We start from the raw sequence: 16,547 nt of genomic DNA on the forward strand, positions 1-16,547 counted from the left end.
TGACAATTGCACATGTGTCAAATGTCGCTTGACGGCAACTCTTTCGGCTGGTCAGGTGCTCGAACGACGCAGCCGGACCGCCTCGTGGATCTTGGCACTGGCGGAGGCCACTGGCTCGTGTTCCCAGATGCGGACGACCAGCCATCCTGCTTCGGCGAACTTTCGGTCCGTGTCGAGGTCTCGCCTACGGTTCGTCTCGATCTTGGTTCGCCAGAAGTCGGGATTCGTCTTGGGCCATGTCGCGTGTTCGGGGCAACCGTGCCAGAAGCATCCGTCGACGAATACGGCGACTCGAGCCGGACCGAACACGATGTCAGCCTCGCGGCGCACGCCCTTGACCGGACGTCGGTGGATGCGGAATCGCAGTCCGGCAGCGTGCAGGGCGCGGCGTAGCTCTACTTCGATCCTCGTGTCGCGTGACCGCTGCTTGCTCATCCGAGTGCTCGTCTCGGGGGTTGTCTTGAGTCGCTCCACTTCGCCAGTCTGGCAACCTCTCGGCGATCGGTTCGGGTCGGGATGAGAACGACCGTCAAGAAGTGGCACCGAGGTGCCTGCGAACATGCGGGTCGAATGTGCGCGGCGCCTGGAAGATCACTCTTCCAGGCCGGCCTGCTTGGCCAGCTCGTCGAAGGCAGGCATTATGGAAAGCACGGCGCGTGCGCCTGCTTCCTGTGCGCTTGCGAGGAAGTTTTGCTCGATGTTCTTGCCTGCTTTTGCCTGAGCCTCGACTTCTTGATGAAGCAGCAGAAGCTCGACGCCTACACCTGTGGCATAACGATCCTGCACCTGTGCCAGTTCGGTCAGCTTCTTGCTTCTCCCATGAAGGTAGCTCTTATAGGACGTGTAATCCTCGTTCAGGAGAACTGTGGGAATCGTCGTGTCGCCAAGGACTGCAAGATCCTTGTAGTCCTCGATCTCATTGGCCAAATCCGATGCCTTGATATCAATGACTTCCCCGACAGTTATCTTGCTCCAGCCGGTTTCACGTTCATGGGATGTCCACTTGACTGCGACGTGATCTCCTGCTGTGGCGCCCTTGCTGCCACTGCCCGCGCCGGTCGACTTCCCGGATCCCGTGCCGCGACCTGGAATTGAGTCCGTGAGTTCCAGTTTGCAAGTGTGCACCAGTGTCGGCCCCGGGCCGCCTGCGGCTCGGTGCCAATCCTCGAGTATGACCCGTAGCTCCTCGGTGCCTTCCCTGGATGTGTCCGGGACAGCGAGGGAGATGCGAACGCGCCCATTTCGACCCTTGCCGATCGTGATCTCATTCGGGCCGATGCCCTCGTGATCGCACTCGACCTGCAGGCTTCCGCGGCTATTCCAGAATTCGTCGACTACGTCAACAGTGAAGGTGAGAAACCTGGTGTGACCGATTTCCGCCCTGGCGGCGGCAGGGCCGTCGATTCGAGTTGGGTCGTTGTGTTGTTCGATCGACTTCGGTCGTCCGCCGCGTGTTCCACCCGATTTTCCCGCCCCGGGCCCATCGCCGCTGGTTCCCGGATCTCCGCCGACGCGGAATCCCCTTGCGGCAACGGCCCTGCTGATCCGTCGTGCGATGTCCAGTGTCGGTCGATCACTGCCCCGGAGAGCCTCGCGAATAAGCTTGCTATTTGCCTCCTGCAAGGCCTCCCAATCCTTCAGGAAGGCAGCCACTGCTTCTTCTAGCCTCAGGGCTGCAGGATTCTGCACCATCTGTGAGCGGTCCGGCGTGAAGAGTGAAGTGCGAAGGTCGATAGGTAGGGCGTCGGTGTCGACGGTGACGAACACGCGGTCGGACAACCTGGTCAAGCCGGTCCGGTTTCGGAAGTCTTGCCTGTTCCAGCAGTGGTGGACCTGACCGTTGCTCGTGAACGTGACGACATGATCCTTGGCCACGAACTTGTCGCGCCCGCCTTCCTTTCGCTCGTCGCCGAAGAGGTAATATTTGACTGGAAGGTGGTATGTCTTGCCGCTGTGATGAAACGGAAGAACCTCATCCTGTCGCGGCGTGTCCTTGATCGACCTGTTGTCGAGCCTTACGCGCAATCCTCTGAGAGTGGTGTTGCGACCGCGTGTCGTCTTGTTCGTGAAGATGATTGGCATGACCGGATTGAAGAGTCGAGTATTGGCGACCGTGTCGAAGGTGCGCTCGTCGCCTTCTCTTGTTCGGTAAATACCTTCCACGCCGTAGGAAATTAGAGCGATGTGCGTGCCCGGACGAAAGTCAGGGAACTCGTCGGCAGGACACGACCATGGAACCCCGGCGTCGCCTGGTTTACCCCACGGCTCATCGACGAGATAGTAGGCGCTCCTGCCCTTCGTCTTCGTGTGCCATAGAACCACCGAGATGCTGATTCGGTCCTCGCAGTCTGCGGGGAGAAGGTGGGGGTGTCGGCGAGTCACCAATACTACGGCGTCCGCATTGCGATACGTCATTGCGCCGCCCATGCCGAACGCGCCGAGCTGCCACAAGCGATCGTCTTTCAGGCTTCCGCCCAGTTGGAAGATGGTGGTCGGAACCTGTTCCGGTGTCAGTCCTGAACCAAGGTCTCGAAAGATCGCGGTGAGTCGTTTTGTCTTCGTGGCGCCGTCGGAGTCGGAGTTCTCGAAGATCACTCGCGCTAAATCTGCTCTTTCTTCGGCGGGAACGTCCTTGAGGAGGTTTTCGGCTGCTTCGTGGGGCGTCTTGTAAGGAACACGCTCCGGGGTTGAAAACCTTTCCAGCGCGAGACGTTCGAGGACGCTGTCCTGCATGTTCGTGGCGAGTTCGATCAGCTTCAAGTCGTAACTTCCGGACTGACTCATCAGACCGAGATTGGCTTCGCGATCACCGATCGGACGTCTGTGCTCTGCTCCCAAGCTCGAAATCAACATGTGCTGAAGCTGTTCCGCGTCAACTAGAGTCTTCGCGTTCAGCGCCTTGTGGATGAGAGTGTGGGGTTCGTGCACGGCGGTGTCCTTCTAAGCCTCGCGATCTTGTTGCTGGTCGATTCGTAAGGTCGAGCATCGCGGTGCTTGCGTTACGCATCGAAACATTTGACCGTGATTTTGTTGCGAGTTCGTCACTTCAGTCTGGAGTACCGCTCATCTGAGCGGAGACTCGACGCAGTTCGCGCAAGTGAGAACGAGCATTCGCTCGCAGGAAACTTCGCGCTTCCTCGCAGTTCGGGCGTGACGCGGGCTGGGCTTGCGACTAGTCCCCAAAGACGCTGGTCAGCGTCTCCCGGATCAACCCCGCCAGATTCGCCTCCCCGTCCGTCTCCGCCCACTGAAGCAGCGCCACATGCGCCGCCCCAAGGCACGCCATAGCCGTAGCCCGCACCCGAAACTCCTCATCGGGAGAGCAACCGAGAGCGGCCACGATCGCATCGGCCGTCGCGTACTGGCTGTCCAGATGCCGCGCCCGCAGCGCCGGCACCGAGATCATCAGTCGCAGCCGCGCCAGCAGGAACGCCTTTTCCGCCGAGGACCCGTGAGCGGCTGTCTCCGAGAGCGCGTGTCCGATCCGCGCGGGCAAGGGGCCAGTAGGCGCGGCAGCGACGGCGGAAGCGGTCACGGGGTCGTATTCGTCGTAGAGGACCAGGTCCTCCTTCGTCGGGAAGTGCCGGTAGACCGTCATCGCCGAGACGCCGGCGGCCGCGGCGACGTCGGCGACGGTGGTCGCGTCGTAGCCGACGTCGGTGAAGAGGCGGATCGCGTGCGTCTGGACAGCGAGCCGGGTTTCGGCACGCTGGCGGTCTCGGAGGCTCACGTGGTAGACACTATCAAAGTGTTAGTCACTAACATCTGGGGTGAGCGATGAAGACGGCATTGGTGACCGGGGCGTCGCGGGGGATCGGGGCGGCGATCGCGCGGCGGCTCGAAAGGGACGGCATCGAAGTCCTGAGACACGACAGCACCAAGGGTGACTTGTCGACCATGGAGGGAGTCGACAAAGCCCTCGAGGGCATCGACAGCCTGGACATCCTGGTCAACAACGCGGCGGCCGCGCCGCGAGGGCCGATCGAGACCGACACGCCCGAGGGCTTCGACCACCTGATGGCGGTGAACGTCAAAGCGCCGTACTTCCTCATCCAACGGGCACCGCTGAACGACGGCGGCCGCATCGTCAACGTCTCGTCGGTCGCCACCAGGATGGCCAACCCGGCGCAGACCTCCTTCGCGATGACCAAGGGTGCGCTCGAGACGATGAGCCGCACCCTCGCCCACCAGCTCGGGCCCCGCGGCATCACGGTCAACGTCGTCGCGCCGGGCGCCACCAGGACCGCGGACAACGGCGAGATCTTCACACCGGAGCTGGAGGCGGCCATCACGACGCTCACCGCGCACCGAAGGCTCGGCGCCGCGGAGGACATCGCGGACGTGGTCGCGTTCCTCGTTTCCGACGACGCCCGGTGGGTGACCGGGCAGGTCCTCGACGCGAGCGGCGGGTTGTTCCTCGGTCCTCCGGGCCAAGGCGCAGAATAGGCCGGTGACGTGGTTCAGCGAGGACGAACTCCGCAGGCAGGCCGGTGACGTCTCGTTCGCGCGCGGCGCCAAATACCGGGAGTCGGTCGAGACGCTGGACGACGTCGCGGGCGGGGTGACGGCCGTGGTCAGCGGCACCGACCGGTACACGGTCCGGTTGCGCAACGTCGACGGCGAGCTCGTCGGCGAGTGCTCCTGCCCGCACGCGGCGGACGGCTTCTTCTGCAAGCACTGCGTGGCCGTCGGGCTGCTGGTCCTCGAAGGGGTGGCGGACGGCGGCGCGGCCGACATCCGCGGGTACGTCGAGACGCTCGACCGCGACGAGCTGGTCGAACTGCTCGTCGGGCACGCGAACGAGGACCCGGTCCTGTTCCGCAAACTCTCGCTCAAGGCCGGCCGCGGCGACCTCGACGCGTTGCGCCGTCATGTCGAGGGAACGTTGCGGTTGCGCGGTTTCGTCGGCTTCCAGGGCACGGTCGCGTACACCGAGAAGGTGCGCGAGGTGCTCGCCACCGTCAGGGAACTCATGGACGGGCCGCTGCTGTGCCTCGTCATCGAACTGGTGGTGGAGGCGCTGGACTTCGTCGAGGACTCCTTCGGCGCGCTCGGCTCCGAGGTCTCGGGCGCGCTCGCGCTGTACGCGGAAGCCTGCGCGGACACGCCACCGGAGCCCAAGGAGCTCGCGGAGTGGTTGCTACGGCTGGATCTCGACGGTTCCGGCCGGATCGACGTGAACATCGCGGACTTCACCGCGGGCCTCGGGTTCGAGGGGCTCGCGGTGTTCCGCGCCGGCGTCGAGGAGCGGTGGCGGCTCGACGACGGCGAGGACCCGTACCGCAGCCGCAAGCTCCAGCGGCTGCGCGAGGGGTTCGCGGCGATGCGGAACTGGAAGGCCTAATACCGCTGCCGGTTGCGGTACAGCTCCTCCAGGTCCCGTCGTCCCGCCTGGTCGCCGGTGTCGGCGGCCGCGCGGAACCAGTGTTCGGCCTCCTGGAAGTTCCCGTGGTCGGCGGCCAGCCTGCCGAGGTTGGTGTACGCGGGAACACTGCCGAGTTCCGCGGCCTTCCGGTACCAGGCGGTGGCCTCGCCGGGATCGTTGCGGTCGTTGGCCAGCACGCCCAGGTTCGTCATCGCGGCGGCGTCGCCCCGTTTGGCCGCCTTGAGATACCAGCGCTCGGCGGCGTCGAGTTCGCCGCGGCGGTGCAGCACCAGGCCGAGGCGGACGGCGGCGTCGGGGGCGCCGGCGGCCGCGGCCGCGTGGAAGTAGCTTTCGGCACGCGCGAGGTCGCCTCGTTGCTGGGCCTGGTGGCCGAGTTTGATCAGCGACGCCGCGTCGGCCTCTTCGCTCGCCTTGCGCCACCAGGGATCCGCTTCGGACGTCCGGCCGGTGTCGCATAGCACGGCGCCGAGCGTGATCATGCCTTCGACGTTGCCCGCCTCGGCGGCCTCGCCCGCCCAGTACTCGGCCTCTTCGAGATCACCACTGCGGTGCCTGGACCGCGCGAGCTCGGCCATCGACTCGACGCGGCCCTCGGCAGCGGCCCGGCGCCACCAGTCCTCCGCGGCCTCCCGATCCCCTCGGCGCGCGCAGAGATTTCCCAGATGCGACATGGCATGCGAATCACCGGCGGTCGCGGCTTCGCGATACCAGCGTTCGGCCTGTTCCGGCACGCCGCGTTCGTTCAGGAGGTGCGCCAGGTTGCCCATCGCGACCCTGTCCCCGCCCTCGGCGGCCTTGCGGAACCACGTCTCCGCCTCGTCGAGATCGCCACGCTCCAGCGCGGTGGATCCCATACGTGCCATGGCGATCACGTGCCCGCGTTCCGCGGCCTTCCGGTTCAGATAGTCGTCGACCCGGGTGTTCCACTTACGTTTTTCGGCGCCCACAAGCCCGCTCCTTCCGGCAGCGTCCCTGGGGTAGTCGCTGCTCAGGGCCCCGATGTGACAACAACTACCGGGTGTCATCGTCGTGTCGCGCGCGGTTTCCCCGCGCCGCGCGGCGATACTTGGCGCTCCCCATCCCCGTCGAGAGGAAACCGCGCGGTGGCCACGCGTACCAGCCAGATGACCACGGCTCAGCGGTTGCTCCTGCTGATCACCCTCGCCGCCGTCGTGCTCGCGGTGTTCTGGTTCGTGAGCGGCAAGGGCGACGCGTTGCAGCCGAAGCCCGCGAACCCCGCGAACCCCGCGAGCGCGGCCGACGCACGCAAGCAGCTGGACGAACTCACCGTCGCCCCGCGCGGTTCGATGGACGGCTACGACCGCAAGAAGTACCCGCACTGGGACAACCAGGGGAACAACTGCAACACCCGCGAGTTCGTGCTCAAACGCGACGGCAAGGACGTCAAGGCCGGTTCCGACTGCGCCCCGACCTCCGGCAGCTGGACGAGCGTCTACGACGGCGAGACCTGGACCAAACCGACCGACATCGACATCGACCACATGGTGCCGCTCGCGCAAAGCTGGGTCAGCGGCGCGAAGTCGTGGACCGACGAGAAGCGGCGCCAGTTCGCGAACGACCTGACCCGGCCGCAGCTGTTCGCCGTCACCGACAACGTCAACCAGGAGAAGAGCGACAAGGCGCCGGACCAGTGGAAGCCCCCGCTCGTCTCGTTCTGGTGCACCTACGCCACCGACTGGATCACCGTGAAGCACTACTACGGCCTCACGATCACGACAGCGGAGAAGAACGCGCTCAGCGACATGCTCGGTCGTTGCTGATCTCCCCGGTTTCGGGTTGGCTGTGGCCATGGCGACCTTCGTACTGATCCACGGCGGTGGCGGCAGCGCCTGGGACTTCCACCTCCTCGAGGCGGAACTGACCGGACGCGGGCACGACGTCGTCGCGGTGAACCTGCCGATCGACGACGAGAAGGCAGGCTTCGCAGAACACGTCGAAGCCGTCGTGGACGCCATCGGCGATCGCGGGGATCTGGTCGTGCTCGGCCATTCCTACGGCGGTTTCACCGCGCCGTTGGTGGCCGAGAAGCTTTCGTCGCGGCTGCTCGTGCTGTTGACGCCGATGGTCCCGAAGCCGGGCGAGTCGCCGGGGGACTGGTGGGGCGCCACGGGTTTCGAGGACACCCCCGGCCTCACCGACGAGGAGAAGTTCTTCAACGGCGTCCCCGCGGACATCGTCGCGGAGGCGGGCTCGCACGGCCGGAACCAGGTCAGCGCCGAATGGGGAGAGCCGTGGCCGCTGGACAAGTGGCCGGACGTCCCGACGAAGGTCCTCATCGCGCGCGAAGACCGCTTCTTCACGCCTGAGTTCCAGCGCCGGGTCGTCCAGGACAGGCTCGGGTTCGCGCCCGACGAGATCGACGGCTCCCACTCCGTGCCCTTGAGCCACCCCAAGGAACTGGCGGACCGGCTGGAGTCCTATCTCACCAGCGATCCAGCCGCATGACGTCGTCGAGCGGCTGACGCGCGGCGGGCTTGAAGGTGTCCCCGGTGTAGAACGCCGTCGGGATGAGCGCGGCCTGGTGCACGTTCTCCGGCAGGCCGAGGATCTCCGCGGCCTCCTTCTCGTACGCGAGGTGCAGCGTCGTCCACGCCGTGCCGAGCGTGACCGCCCGCGCCGCGAGCATGTAGCTCCACACCGCAGGCAGCAGGTTGCCCCACAGCCCGGCCTGGTTCCCGGCGGGCAGTTCCGCGCTGTTCGTCTCCAGGCAGGGGATGACGTGCACGGGCACCTCGCCCATCTTGTCGGCGAGGTACTCGACGCTGGAGCCGACGCGCTTCTGCACCTTCGACCGCTCCGGGTCGTCCGCGAACAGCTTTCCCGCCGCCCGAGGGGAATCCAGGTACTCGCGGCACGCCCGCTGATAGAGCTTGCCGAGTTCGGCCCGCTGGCCGGGATCGGTGATCACCAGCCAGTGCCAGTGCTGCGTGTTCGACCCGCTCGGCGCCTGCAGCGCGACCTGCAGGGCGTGTTTGACCAGTTCGAGAGGCACCGGCCGGGTCAGGTCCAGTCGTTTGCGGACGGTCCGGGTGGTCGTCAGCAGCTCTTCGGGCGTCATCCCAGAAGTATGTCGTTATGATCCGCTGGTGGGGAGGCCGCCGCGCGAACGAGGGATGGGCACTTTGCTCAGGCACGTCCTCGACGTGACCGAGGCGGACGTCTCCGCGTTCTTCGAGGACATCGGGCTGGGGGACTACCGGCCCCGGTTCACCCCGTTCGTCCGCGCGATCGTCGCGCACGGGCCGCTGCCCATCCGCGACCTCGCCGCCGAAGTCGGCGTCACCCATTCCGCGGCCAGCCAGACGATCGCGCAGATGGCGCGTCAGGACCTCGTCTCGCTCCGGCCGGGGACCGACGCCCGGCAGAGGATCGTCTCGCTGACCGAGAAGACCCGAAGTCTGATGCCCACGCTGGAAGCGGAATGGGCGGCGACCAGCGCCGCGGCCGCCCAGCTGGAAGCCGAACTGCCGTACCCGCTCAGGGAGGTACTGGTCGCCGCCGTCGAGGCGTTGGAACGGAAACCGCTTCGGGAACGCATCGCCGAAACGGACGCCGCGCTCAAGCTGAAGCGTCGGCTCGATCAAGATTGAACACGGCCCAGACGTACTTCCCGCCTGAGCAGAGTTCGTGTCCCCAGTCTTCGGACAACGCGTGCACCAGCTGAAGACCGCGGCTGCGCGCCGCCATCGGCGACGGCTCCTTCAGCTTCGGCCGGTTCGTCCCCGAGTCGAAGACCCGCAGGGTGAGCCTTCCACCGGAGTACTCGACCTCGAGCCTGTCCGGCTTCTCCCCATGCTCGAAGGCATTCGTGACGAGCTCGGAGGTGGCCAGGAGGACGTCGTCGACCGCCGGCCCGTCGAGGCCGAGGCTCCCGAGGGTCGCCCGCACGGCCTGTCGCGCGACGGCGGGGGCCGTCACGTCGACCGGCAGGGGCAGGGAGACCACCGGCAACGAGCCCTCCGATCGCGTCTTGGACATCGTCATGGTTCCGCACCTCCCCTCACGAGAGACTCCCAGATCCGCTGTTCGCCTCCCTGATACCCACAAGGGCCGAGGTCGAATCAGACTCCGTCGGTGAGTTCGGTCTCGGTCAGTCCTTCACGCATTTTCTTGAGTGTGGCGGCCAGCAATCTCGACACCTGCATCTGGGATACACCGACACGGCGCGCGATGTCCGACTGGCTCATCCCGGACCCGAACCGCAGCGCGACGATCTTGCGCTCGCGATCGGGCAGGCGTTCCAGCATCGGCCGCAGCGCCTCGCGCAGCTCCGCCTGGCTCAGATTGGCGTCCGCCTCGCCGAAGCGGGTGTGCGCCGAGTTCTCCAGGAGGTTGTCCAGCGAGGCCCCGTACCGGCCTTGACCGGCGCGGAGACCCTCGTAGACCTCGTCGATCGGCACGCCGAGATGCCCGGCGATCTCACTGGGCTTCGGCGCGCGCGAGAGCCGGACGGTCAGCTCCTCACGGGCGGCCGAGATGTTCGCGTTCAGCTCCTTGAGCCGCCGCGGCACCCGGACCGACCAGCTGTTGTCGCGGAAGTGGTGTCGCAGCTCGCCGGAGATGGTGGGGACCGCGAAGGCCAGGAAGTCGCTGCCCTGGCCCGGGTCGAACCGGTCGACGGCGTGGATCAGCCCGATCGTCGCGATCTGGACCAGATCCTCCATCGACTCGTCCCGGTTGCGGAACTTGCGCGCCAGATTGCGCGCGAGTTCGAGGTGCGCGCGCACCAGCTCGTCCCGCAGCGCCTCGCGCTCGGGGGAGTTCGGGGGCAGCGCGCACATGCGCTCGAACAGGACCGGGACATCCGCGCCGTCTTGCTCGACGGGTTCGGTCACGGCCGGGCCGCCTCGCTCTCCCGGATGAGCTCGACCCTGGACAGGTAGCCGCCGTCGGCCGGGGTGACACTCCGCCGCGCGGACGTCGCCAGCGCGGTGAGCAGCTGCCAGGACAGACCCGTCTCGTCGTCGGGTTCCGGGGAGTCCGAAAGCACCGACACGGTCACCTCGATCCGCCCGTCCTTCCACGAGAAGACGCAGGTCAGATGGCCGTCGGCGGCCGACGGGAGCAGCATCGAGCAGGCCTCGTCCACCGCCATCCGGAGATCTTCGACGGCGTCCAGATCGAAGTCCTGGCGCATCGCGATATCCGCGACGATCGTCCGGAGGGTCGGTACCACGTGCGGTACCGCGGCCGTGCGTACCTCGATGAGTTGAGCGCCCTCCCCGCCGGGCGGGGTGTTGTCCACCACGTGTGTTCCTCTCTCGAGCTGCGCTGCCGCTCCGTCAGATGCCCTTGGTGTGAGCAAACCAAACCCACGTTTGAGCCGTGCAGGGGGCGGGCATGTAACCCGCGACAAACGATCTCCTTGGAAGGCGGGGACCGACATGGCTGACGTGAGCCGGCTGCCGAACGTGGTGGCGGAAGAGTGGGACTGGCAGCTCCGTGGGTCGTGCCGAGGCGCGGACAGCAGCTTGTTCTTCCACACGGACAACGAACGCGGATCGGCCCGTGAGCGGCGCGAATCGCGGGCCAAGGCCATCTGCCAGACCTGCCCCGTGCTGGCGCAGTGCCGCAAGCACGCGCTCGCGGTGCAGGAGCCGTACGGCATCTGGGGTGGTCTCGGCGAGATCGAGCGCCGCGAGCTGTTCCTCCGTGAACGCCGCGCCGGGCGCAAGGCCTTGACCGCGCATTGAGCGCGCCCCGCGCACCGGTCGGCGACGCGCACGACGGCGATCGTGGCGCCCCGTCCGTACTGGGTTAGGGTTGGGACTGTCGTTGCGGGGACAGCCACGCCTACCCGCCGAAGAAGAGCGTGCGTCCGTGTCCGGACTGGGCGCGGCCGTCGCTTGAGACCACAGGCGCGTTCCGGCGCTGAGCGTCGGTTCTCACCTGATGAGGAGAATGTGCATGCCCGCAGCGGACCAGAACACCACGCCGCCCGGTTTCAGCATCACGCTGGACGCCGACGCGTCTGAACCGCGTGTGGTGGTCACCGGTGAGCTCGACCTGCTGACGAGCCCGCAGCTTCAGGAGACCCTCGGGGCCCTGATCACGGACAAACCGTCGGGCCGGGTGGTCGCCGACCTGACCGGCGTGACCTTCTTCGACTCTTCGGCGCTGAACGTGGTGCTCCAGGCGCAGCGCCAGGCCGCCGAGAAGGCGGTCGAACTCGAACTGGTGCCCAGCCCCCAGGTGAGCCGCGTGATCGAGCTCACCGGCGTCGCCGAGCACCTCAGCGTGTCGGAGGAGCCCCCCGCCTGATCCCCCGCTACGGTCGTGGGCTCGTGATCCGCGACACCTGGGGGCGGCAAGATGATGGGGCGGACGCATGCCCTGACGGGGTGGTGCGCGGGCCTCGCGCTCGCACCTGCCGTCGGAGCGGGCACGGTGCACCAGGCGGTCGTCTTCGCGGCGACCACGGCGGGGTTCGCCCTCCTTCCCGATCTCGACCATCCGGGCGCTCGCGCGTCGAAGCTGCTCGGCTGGTTCACCGGCGCGATCTCCTGGGTGCTTCGCCGCGTTTCGGCGGGGCTCTACGCGCTGACCAAGGGGCCTCGGGACGAGAAGGTCACCGGTAAGCACCGGCATCTCTCGCACACCGTCCTGTTCGCCGTCGGCCTCGGCTTCCTGACCTCCTGGGGGACCACCGAGGGCGGGCCATGGGCCGTGTTCGGCGTCGTCGTCCTCGGCCTGCTGCTCGCGGAAGGCGCGCTCGGCGACTGGCTCCTGCCGGTCAGCGGCGCCGCCGTCGGGTGGTGGGTGTGGACCGCCCCGCCGGACAAGGCGGCGCAGCTCGCGGAGATCTCCGGCTGGCTCGGCATCGCCGTCGCGGCCGGATGTTTCGTGCACTGCCTCGGGGACGCGCTGACCGAGTCCGGCTGCCCGTTCCTGTTCCCGATCCCGATCGCGGGCGAGACCTGGTACGAGATCCGGCCGCCGAAGCCGCTGCGGTTCCGCACCGGCAAGAAGGTGGAGAACCGGCTGATCTTCCCGGTGTTCGCGGTCGCCGCGGTGGTGCTGATCCCGGGTGTCTGGGAGTACCTGTTCACCACGGTCCAGGGCCTGCTCACGCCGGACGGGACGCAGACCGCGGTGCAGTGAGGAATGCCCTCGTCACCGTCGGCGTTGAATCGGAACGCCGGACCCGGTTGAGGAGGGGGAACAGTGGACAAGCCCGTGCTGCGCGCCGACGCGCGCCGCAACCGCGCGAAGGTGCTCGCGGCCGCCGAGGAGGCCTTCGCCGTCGACGGCCTGGCCGTCCCCCTCGACGAGATCGCCCGCATCGCCGGTGTCGGCGCGGGCACCGTCTACCGGCATTTCCCCAGCAAGGAAGCGCTCTTCCAGGCCGTCGTCGTGGACCGTCTCGAGCAGTTCGCGGGAGAAGCCCGCGAGCTCTTGGCCGCCGAAGACCCCGGTGAAGCCTTCTTCGACTTCTTCAGACGCGTCGTCCAGCAGGCGTCCCGCAACCGGGCCCTCTGCGACGCGCTCGCCGAAACGACCGGACTGGGTTTCAAGGCGGGCGCGGGCGACGAGTTCCGCTCGGCGACACAGGCGCTGCTGACCCGGGCACAGGCCGCGGGCGCGGTCCGCGAGGACATCGACGGCGACGACCTGCGCGCCCTGATCGCCGGTTGCCTCGCGGCCGAGCGGTACTCACTCGAAGAGCGGCATCTCGTGCGGATCATTGTCGACGGATTGCGCACGTTGCGTAACAAAACGTAAGATCAACGCGAGTAGTCCCCGTACCTGCGCTTCGCATGGCGAGGGGGTGCCGGATGTCGAGCCAGGGTTCCGTCGTGGTCGCGGCCATCGCGGGCATCGCGACCGGGTTGCTCGTCGCCGCGCTCTTGGTGGCCGGCCGCGAGCCGCAGCGCCGCGTCTACGAAGTCGGCACGACCCCGGCCCCGACCTCGACCTCCCGTTCGGTCGGACCGGTCACGGTGACCGTGCCGGCGAGCACCCCGGAGCCGCTCGTCGTCACCCGCACCAGGACGCCGGTGCCGCGCACGGTGACCAGGACCGTGACACCCTCACCGACCTCGACGGCGCTTCCGCCCAGTACGACCACAGGATTCCGAAGCGACTGATGCAACCAGGGCGGCCTTCGCCTCGTCTGCCCGGTATGCGGCGACTACCCGTTTTCCTGCTCCTGCTCGCGGCTTTGACCGCGTGCGGTCCCGGTGAGAAGGCATGTCCGGCCATCGCCCTGTCGGAGGGGATCTCCCTCGACGTCCCACCCGAAGTCACCCGGGTGTCGCTGGAGTTGTGCTGGGCCGGTACCTGCGTGACCGAATCCGCGCCCGGTGGCGAGCACGTCTTCGTCCCGACCCGGGGCCTGCCGACCACGCCGGTCCGGACCACGGTGACCCTCGACGACGGGAAACCCCACGTCCTCGACGTGACCCCGGTGATCGCCTATCCGGCGGGCGAGGCGTGCGGAGGCGGCGTGCCGACCGCGAAACTGGTCGTGACGCCCGATGGCGGAGTACGGCAAGTACCGTGAAGGCCGCCCTCCCCGGCGGGCGGCCTTCACGGTTTCCCCTGTGGCTAGCCGACGTCGCGACGCCGCCAGCCCATGAGCCCGGCCACGAGCGCGACCACGGCCACCCCGGTCAGCCAGACCAGCGGTGTCGCGGTGAACTCCGCGGCGGGCAGCTTCGGAACATGCGAGAACGGTGAGGCGTCCACGATCGCCTGCGGCAGGTTCAGCACCGGGCCGAACAGGCTGAGCAGCAACGCCAGCCCGGCGATCGCCCACGCCGCCGTCGTGAACTTCGGCGCCAGGCCGAAGAGCGTCACGGCGAGGCCGGTGATCACCCACACCGCCGGAAGCTGCGCGAGCGACGCGACCACCATGTCGCCGACCGCGTCGCCGACACCGCCGGACCGCATCCCGTTCGAAAGTCCTAAAAGGACACCGCTGACGACCATCATCAGCGCCGTGCCGCCGAACGCGAACACGAGATGGCTCCCCAGCAGCCGCAGCCTGCCCACGCCCGTCGCGAGCAGCGGCTCGACCCGCACCGCGGACTCCTCGGCGCGGAGCCGCAACGCGGCCTGCACCCCGTACAGCGCGACGACCATGGCGAACAGGCCGCTCATCGCCGCCATGAAGGCGTCGATCAATCCGTCCGTGCCGCCGAGGCGCTGGAAGATCTCCTTCGCCTGCTGGCTTTCCCCGACGACGTCGCCGATCCCGCTCGCCACCGAGCCGAACACCGCGGCGCAGACCGCCGTGCCGATCAGCCAGCCGATCAGCGGACCCCGGTGCAGCCGCCACGCCAGCGCGAACGGGCTACGCAGGGATGCCGCGGCTTCGGCGGGTCCGGGCCGCGGCGGGACGATGCCGGTGCCGACGTCGCGCCGCGGGAGCAGCGCGTACCCGGCGGCGCCGACGACCACGGTCGCGGCCAGCGGCAGCAGGAGCACCCACCACCGCTCGTCGGCGAACGGCCGGATCCGTTGCGCCCACCCGATCGGGGACAGCCACGAAACCCAGTTCGCGTCGGAGGTCGAGTCGCCGACCGCGCGCAGCAGGAACGCGACCCCGACGGCGGTTGCGCCGATCCCGTTGGCCGTCCTCGAATACTCGGCGACCTGGACGGCGACCGCCGCGATCGCCGTGAAGACCAGCCCGGTCACCGCAGTGGCGGCACCGAGCGCGAGCGAGCCTTCGACGGGCAGCTTCGCGCCGATCATCAGCGCGGCTTCGACGAGTCCGATGAGGACACTCGCCCCGGCGGACACCAGCACGCCCGCGGTCAGCAGGGCGTACCGGCCGACCACCGCGGAGGCCAGCAGTTCCGCGCGTCCCGAGTCCTCCTCGGCCCTGGTGTGCCGGGTGACGGTGAAAACCGCCATCAGCCCGATGACCAGGGCGAGGAAACCGCCGAGCCGCCACGCGGTGAACCCGCCCGCGGTCGAGAGGTCGAAGGCCGGGCCGTAGATCAGCGAAAGCGACGGGTTCGCGCCCATGCTCGCGGTGAGCCCGGCCCGTTCGGCGGCCGTCGGGTACAGGGTTTCGAACGTGCCCGACGACGTCGAGGGCATGATCCCGAGCAGGACGATCCAGATCGGCAGGACGATCCGGTCCCGCCGCAGCGCCAGCCTGGTCAGCTGCCAGGTGCCGACCAGTCCGTGCGCCGGCCCGGTGGCCACGGGACGGTCCAGCGTCGCGGTCATTTCGCGCTCGCTTCGGTGGTGTAGTGGCGGAGGAACAGCTCCTCCAGCGTCGGCGGCTGGCTGGTCAGGCTGCGGACGCCGACCTGGGTGAGCTGCCGCAGCGCTTCGTCGAGGGAGCGGGTTTCGACGTCGAAACGGACGCGGTTGCCCTCGACCTTGAGGTCGTGGATGTTCTGGAGTTTCGTGAGGCCGTTCGGCGGACCGGCGAGTTCGGCCGAGATCGACGTCCTGGTGAGGTGCCGGAGCTCGGCCAGCGTGCCGGTCTCGACGGTGTGCCCGTTGCGGATGATGCTGACCTTGTCGCAGAGCGCCTCGACCTCGGCCAGGATGTGGCTCGACAGCAGCACCGTGCGGCCCTGCTCGCGCTCCTCCTGGATCGCGTACTGGAAGGTGGCCTCCATCAGCGGGTCGAGGCCGGAGGTCGGCTCGTCGAGGATCAGCAGGTCCACGTGCGAGGCCAGCGCGGCCACGATCGCGACCTTCTGCCGGTTGCCCTTGGAGTAGGTGCGCCCCTTCTTCTTGGGGTCGAGGTCGAAGCGTTCGACGAGGTCCTTGCGGCGGCGCTGGTCGAGCCCGCCCCGCAGCCGCCCCAGCAGATCGATCACCTCGCCGCCGGAAAGGTTGGGCCAGAGGTTCACGTCGCCGGGGACGTAGGCGAGGCGCCGGTGCAGGCTCGCCGCGTCCTTCCAGGGGTCGCCGCCGAGCAGGCGGACGTCGCCCGAGTCCGCGTGGAGCAGACCGAGCAGGACCCGGACGGTGGTCGACTTCCCCGCGCCGTTCGGGCCGAGGAAGCCGTGCACCTCCCCAGCGGGTACCTGCAGGTCAAGGCCGTCCAAAGCCTTGGTCCGGCCGAAGGATTTGTGGAGGCCGGAGATGGAGATGGCGTTTTCCATGAAGCTGAAGGTACAGTGATTTCACGAAGTTGTGAAGTTAAGAAAACGTATGGATGGTGTGATCA

At 67.7% G+C, this 16,547-nt stretch carries 21 protein-coding genes; 11 read left to right on the top strand and 10 right to left on the bottom strand.

The annotated features are described in order from the left end of the window. Window positions 1–51 precede the first annotated feature (51 nt). The 3 genes from DMC61_RS03650 to DMC61_RS03660 form a co-directional block, all read right to left on the bottom strand. The gene (locus DMC61_RS03650; RefSeq protein ID WP_255431472.1) at window positions 52–474 is read right to left on the bottom strand and encodes a very short patch repair endonuclease; all 423 of its coding nucleotides are present in this window, start codon (window positions 472–474) and stop codon (window positions 52–54) included. Between the two features lie 117 nt (window positions 475–591). Continuing rightward, a complete protein-coding gene (locus DMC61_RS03655; RefSeq protein ID WP_125686766.1) occupies window positions 592–2,928 on the bottom strand; it encodes a hypothetical protein in 2,337 nt (778 codons plus the stop codon). 244 nt (window positions 2,929–3,172) lie between these two features. Further along, entirely contained in the window at window positions 3,173–3,730 is a 558-nt protein-coding gene (locus tag DMC61_RS03660; RefSeq protein ID WP_125686768.1) for a TetR/AcrR family transcriptional regulator, read from the bottom strand. Between the two features lie 47 nt (window positions 3,731–3,777). On the opposite strand from DMC61_RS03660, the gene DMC61_RS03665 reads away from it, so the two are divergent. Both DMC61_RS03665 and DMC61_RS03670 read left to right on the top strand, forming a co-directional pair. After that, a complete protein-coding gene (locus DMC61_RS03665) occupies window positions 3,778–4,446 on the top strand; it encodes an SDR family oxidoreductase (RefSeq protein ID WP_125686770.1) in 669 nt (222 codons plus the stop codon). Between the two features lie 4 nt (window positions 4,447–4,450). Beyond that, complete coding sequence (locus DMC61_RS03670; RefSeq protein WP_016330760.1) at window positions 4,451–5,344, top strand: SWIM zinc finger domain-containing protein; 894 nt, start codon at window positions 4,451–4,453, stop codon at window positions 5,342–5,344. Here DMC61_RS03670 and DMC61_RS03675 read toward each other — a convergent pair. Continuing rightward, window positions 5,341–6,333, bottom strand: a complete 993-nt coding sequence (locus DMC61_RS03675; protein ID WP_125686772.1) for a tetratricopeptide repeat protein — start codon at window positions 6,331–6,333, stop codon at window positions 5,341–5,343. The two genes, DMC61_RS03670 and DMC61_RS03675, sit on opposite strands and share 4 nt — an antisense overlap. A 177-nt stretch (window positions 6,334–6,510) precedes the next feature. Between DMC61_RS03675 and DMC61_RS03680 the strand changes: the two genes are divergently transcribed. Together DMC61_RS03680 and DMC61_RS03685 are read left to right on the top strand one after the other, a co-directional pair. After that, the gene (locus DMC61_RS03680; RefSeq protein ID WP_370456386.1) at window positions 6,511–7,167 is read left to right on the top strand and encodes an HNH endonuclease family protein; all 657 of its coding nucleotides are present in this window, start codon (window positions 6,511–6,513) and stop codon (window positions 7,165–7,167) included. A 28-nt stretch (window positions 7,168–7,195) separates the two neighbouring features. Further along, the gene (locus DMC61_RS03685; protein ID WP_125686776.1) at window positions 7,196–7,852 is read left to right on the top strand and encodes an alpha/beta fold hydrolase; all 657 of its coding nucleotides are present in this window, start codon (window positions 7,196–7,198) and stop codon (window positions 7,850–7,852) included. Here the strand turns inward: DMC61_RS03685 and DMC61_RS03690 are convergent. Next, window positions 7,830–8,465, bottom strand: a complete 636-nt coding sequence (locus DMC61_RS03690) for a nitroreductase family protein (RefSeq protein WP_125686778.1) — start codon at window positions 8,463–8,465, stop codon at window positions 7,830–7,832. The genes DMC61_RS03685 and DMC61_RS03690 overlap by 23 nt on opposite strands. A 55-nt stretch (window positions 8,466–8,520) precedes the next feature. On the opposite strand from DMC61_RS03690, the gene DMC61_RS03695 reads away from it, so the two are divergent. Next, window positions 8,521–8,997 (top strand): MarR family transcriptional regulator, encoded by a 477-nt coding sequence (locus tag DMC61_RS03695; protein ID WP_125686780.1) that lies wholly within the window; start codon window positions 8,521–8,523, stop codon window positions 8,995–8,997. Here DMC61_RS03695 and DMC61_RS03700 read toward each other — a convergent pair. From DMC61_RS03700 to DMC61_RS03710, 3 genes are all read right to left on the bottom strand, one after another. Next, window positions 8,966–9,391 (bottom strand): ATP-binding protein, encoded by a 426-nt coding sequence (locus DMC61_RS03700; protein WP_063277263.1) that lies wholly within the window; start codon window positions 9,389–9,391, stop codon window positions 8,966–8,968. The two genes, DMC61_RS03695 and DMC61_RS03700, sit on opposite strands and share 32 nt — an antisense overlap. Before the next feature lie 77 nt (window positions 9,392–9,468). After that, window positions 9,469–10,242 carry a SigB/SigF/SigG family RNA polymerase sigma factor gene (locus tag DMC61_RS03705; protein ID WP_125686782.1) on the bottom strand — a complete coding sequence of 258 codons (774 nt, stop codon included), beginning with the start codon at window positions 10,240–10,242 and terminating at the stop codon, window positions 9,469–9,471. Further along, window positions 10,239–10,655 (bottom strand): anti-sigma factor, encoded by a 417-nt coding sequence (locus DMC61_RS03710; protein ID WP_016330768.1) that lies wholly within the window; start codon window positions 10,653–10,655, stop codon window positions 10,239–10,241. Before DMC61_RS03710 ends, DMC61_RS03705 begins: the two co-directional genes overlap by 4 nt. A 136-nt stretch (window positions 10,656–10,791) precedes the next feature. Here DMC61_RS03710 and DMC61_RS03715 point away from each other — a divergent pair, with 136 nt between their 5' ends. The 6 genes from DMC61_RS03715 to DMC61_RS03740 all read left to right on the top strand — a co-directional run bounded on the left by DMC61_RS03715 (window position 10,792) and on the right by DMC61_RS03740 (window position 13,910). Next, window positions 10,792–11,100, top strand: coding sequence for a WhiB family transcriptional regulator (locus tag DMC61_RS03715; protein WP_037315146.1), 309 nt, complete (start codon window positions 10,792–10,794; stop codon window positions 11,098–11,100). 214 nt (window positions 11,101–11,314) lie between these two features. Beyond that, window positions 11,315–11,668, top strand: coding sequence for an STAS domain-containing protein (locus DMC61_RS03720; protein WP_016330770.1), 354 nt, complete (start codon window positions 11,315–11,317; stop codon window positions 11,666–11,668). A 54-nt stretch (window positions 11,669–11,722) separates the two neighbouring features. Next, the gene (locus DMC61_RS03725; RefSeq protein ID WP_037336001.1) at window positions 11,723–12,508 is read left to right on the top strand and encodes a metal-dependent hydrolase; all 786 of its coding nucleotides are present in this window, start codon (window positions 11,723–11,725) and stop codon (window positions 12,506–12,508) included. Between the two features lie 63 nt (window positions 12,509–12,571). After that, entirely contained in the window at window positions 12,572–13,129 is a 558-nt protein-coding gene (locus DMC61_RS03730) for a TetR/AcrR family transcriptional regulator (RefSeq protein WP_125686784.1), read from the top strand. A 53-nt stretch (window positions 13,130–13,182) separates the two neighbouring features. Continuing rightward, window positions 13,183–13,494, top strand: a complete 312-nt coding sequence (locus DMC61_RS03735) for a hypothetical protein (protein WP_125686786.1) — start codon at window positions 13,183–13,185, stop codon at window positions 13,492–13,494. 35 nt (window positions 13,495–13,529) lie between these two features. Next, complete coding sequence (locus tag DMC61_RS03740) at window positions 13,530–13,910, top strand: hypothetical protein (protein ID WP_125686788.1); 381 nt, start codon at window positions 13,530–13,532, stop codon at window positions 13,908–13,910. Between the two features lie 44 nt (window positions 13,911–13,954). Here DMC61_RS03740 and DMC61_RS03745 read toward each other — a convergent pair whose 3' ends face one another. Both DMC61_RS03745 and DMC61_RS03750 read right to left on the bottom strand, forming a co-directional pair. Then, window positions 13,955–15,589: an ABC transporter permease gene (locus DMC61_RS03745; protein ID WP_125686791.1), complete on the bottom strand. Its 1,635-nt coding sequence runs from the start codon at window positions 15,587–15,589 to the stop codon at window positions 13,955–13,957. After that, window positions 15,586–16,482 carry an ABC transporter ATP-binding protein gene (locus DMC61_RS03750; RefSeq protein ID WP_125686793.1) on the bottom strand — a complete coding sequence of 299 codons (897 nt, stop codon included), beginning with the start codon at window positions 16,480–16,482 and terminating at the stop codon, window positions 15,586–15,588. Before DMC61_RS03750 ends, DMC61_RS03745 begins: the two co-directional genes overlap by 4 nt. Window positions 16,483–16,547 lie beyond the last annotated feature (65 nt).

The sequence above is a fragment of the Amycolatopsis sp. WAC 04169 genome, from assembly GCF_003947535.1.
Classification (GTDB): domain Bacteria; phylum Actinomycetota; class Actinomycetes; order Mycobacteriales; family Pseudonocardiaceae; genus Amycolatopsis; species Amycolatopsis keratiniphila.

Bases quoted from the DNA above. Each gene is read 5' to 3' on its own strand.
- DMC61_RS03665 (WP_125686770.1), top strand. From the start codon at position 3,778: ATGAAGACGGCATTGGTGACCGGGGCGTCGCGGGGGATCGGGGCGGCG.
- DMC61_RS03680 (WP_370456386.1), top strand. From the start codon at position 6,511: ATGACCACGGCTCAGCGGTTGCTCCTGCTGATCACCCTCGCCGCCGTC.
- DMC61_RS03685 (WP_125686776.1), top strand. From the start codon at position 7,196: ATGGCGACCTTCGTACTGATCCACGGCGGTGGCGGCAGCGCCTGGGAC.
- DMC61_RS03690 (WP_125686778.1), bottom strand. From the start codon at position 8,465: ATGACGCCCGAAGAGCTGCTGACGACCACCCGGACCGTCCGCAAACGA.
- DMC61_RS03695 (WP_125686780.1), top strand. From the start codon at position 8,521: ATGGGCACTTTGCTCAGGCACGTCCTCGACGTGACCGAGGCGGACGTC.
- DMC61_RS03700 (WP_063277263.1), bottom strand. From the start codon at position 9,391: ATGACGATGTCCAAGACGCGATCGGAGGGCTCGTTGCCGGTGGTCTCC.
- DMC61_RS03715 (WP_037315146.1), top strand. From the start codon at position 10,792: ATGGCTGACGTGAGCCGGCTGCCGAACGTGGTGGCGGAAGAGTGGGAC.
- DMC61_RS03720 (WP_016330770.1), top strand. From the start codon at position 11,315: ATGCCCGCAGCGGACCAGAACACCACGCCGCCCGGTTTCAGCATCACG.
- DMC61_RS03725 (WP_037336001.1), top strand. From the start codon at position 11,723: ATGGGGCGGACGCATGCCCTGACGGGGTGGTGCGCGGGCCTCGCGCTC.
- DMC61_RS03735 (WP_125686786.1), top strand. From the start codon at position 13,183: ATGTCGAGCCAGGGTTCCGTCGTGGTCGCGGCCATCGCGGGCATCGCG.
- DMC61_RS03740 (WP_125686788.1), top strand. From the start codon at position 13,530: ATGCGGCGACTACCCGTTTTCCTGCTCCTGCTCGCGGCTTTGACCGCG.
- DMC61_RS03745 (WP_125686791.1), bottom strand. From the start codon at position 15,589: ATGACCGCGACGCTGGACCGTCCCGTGGCCACCGGGCCGGCGCACGGA.
- DMC61_RS03750 (WP_125686793.1), bottom strand. From the start codon at position 16,482: ATGGAAAACGCCATCTCCATCTCCGGCCTCCACAAATCCTTCGGCCGG.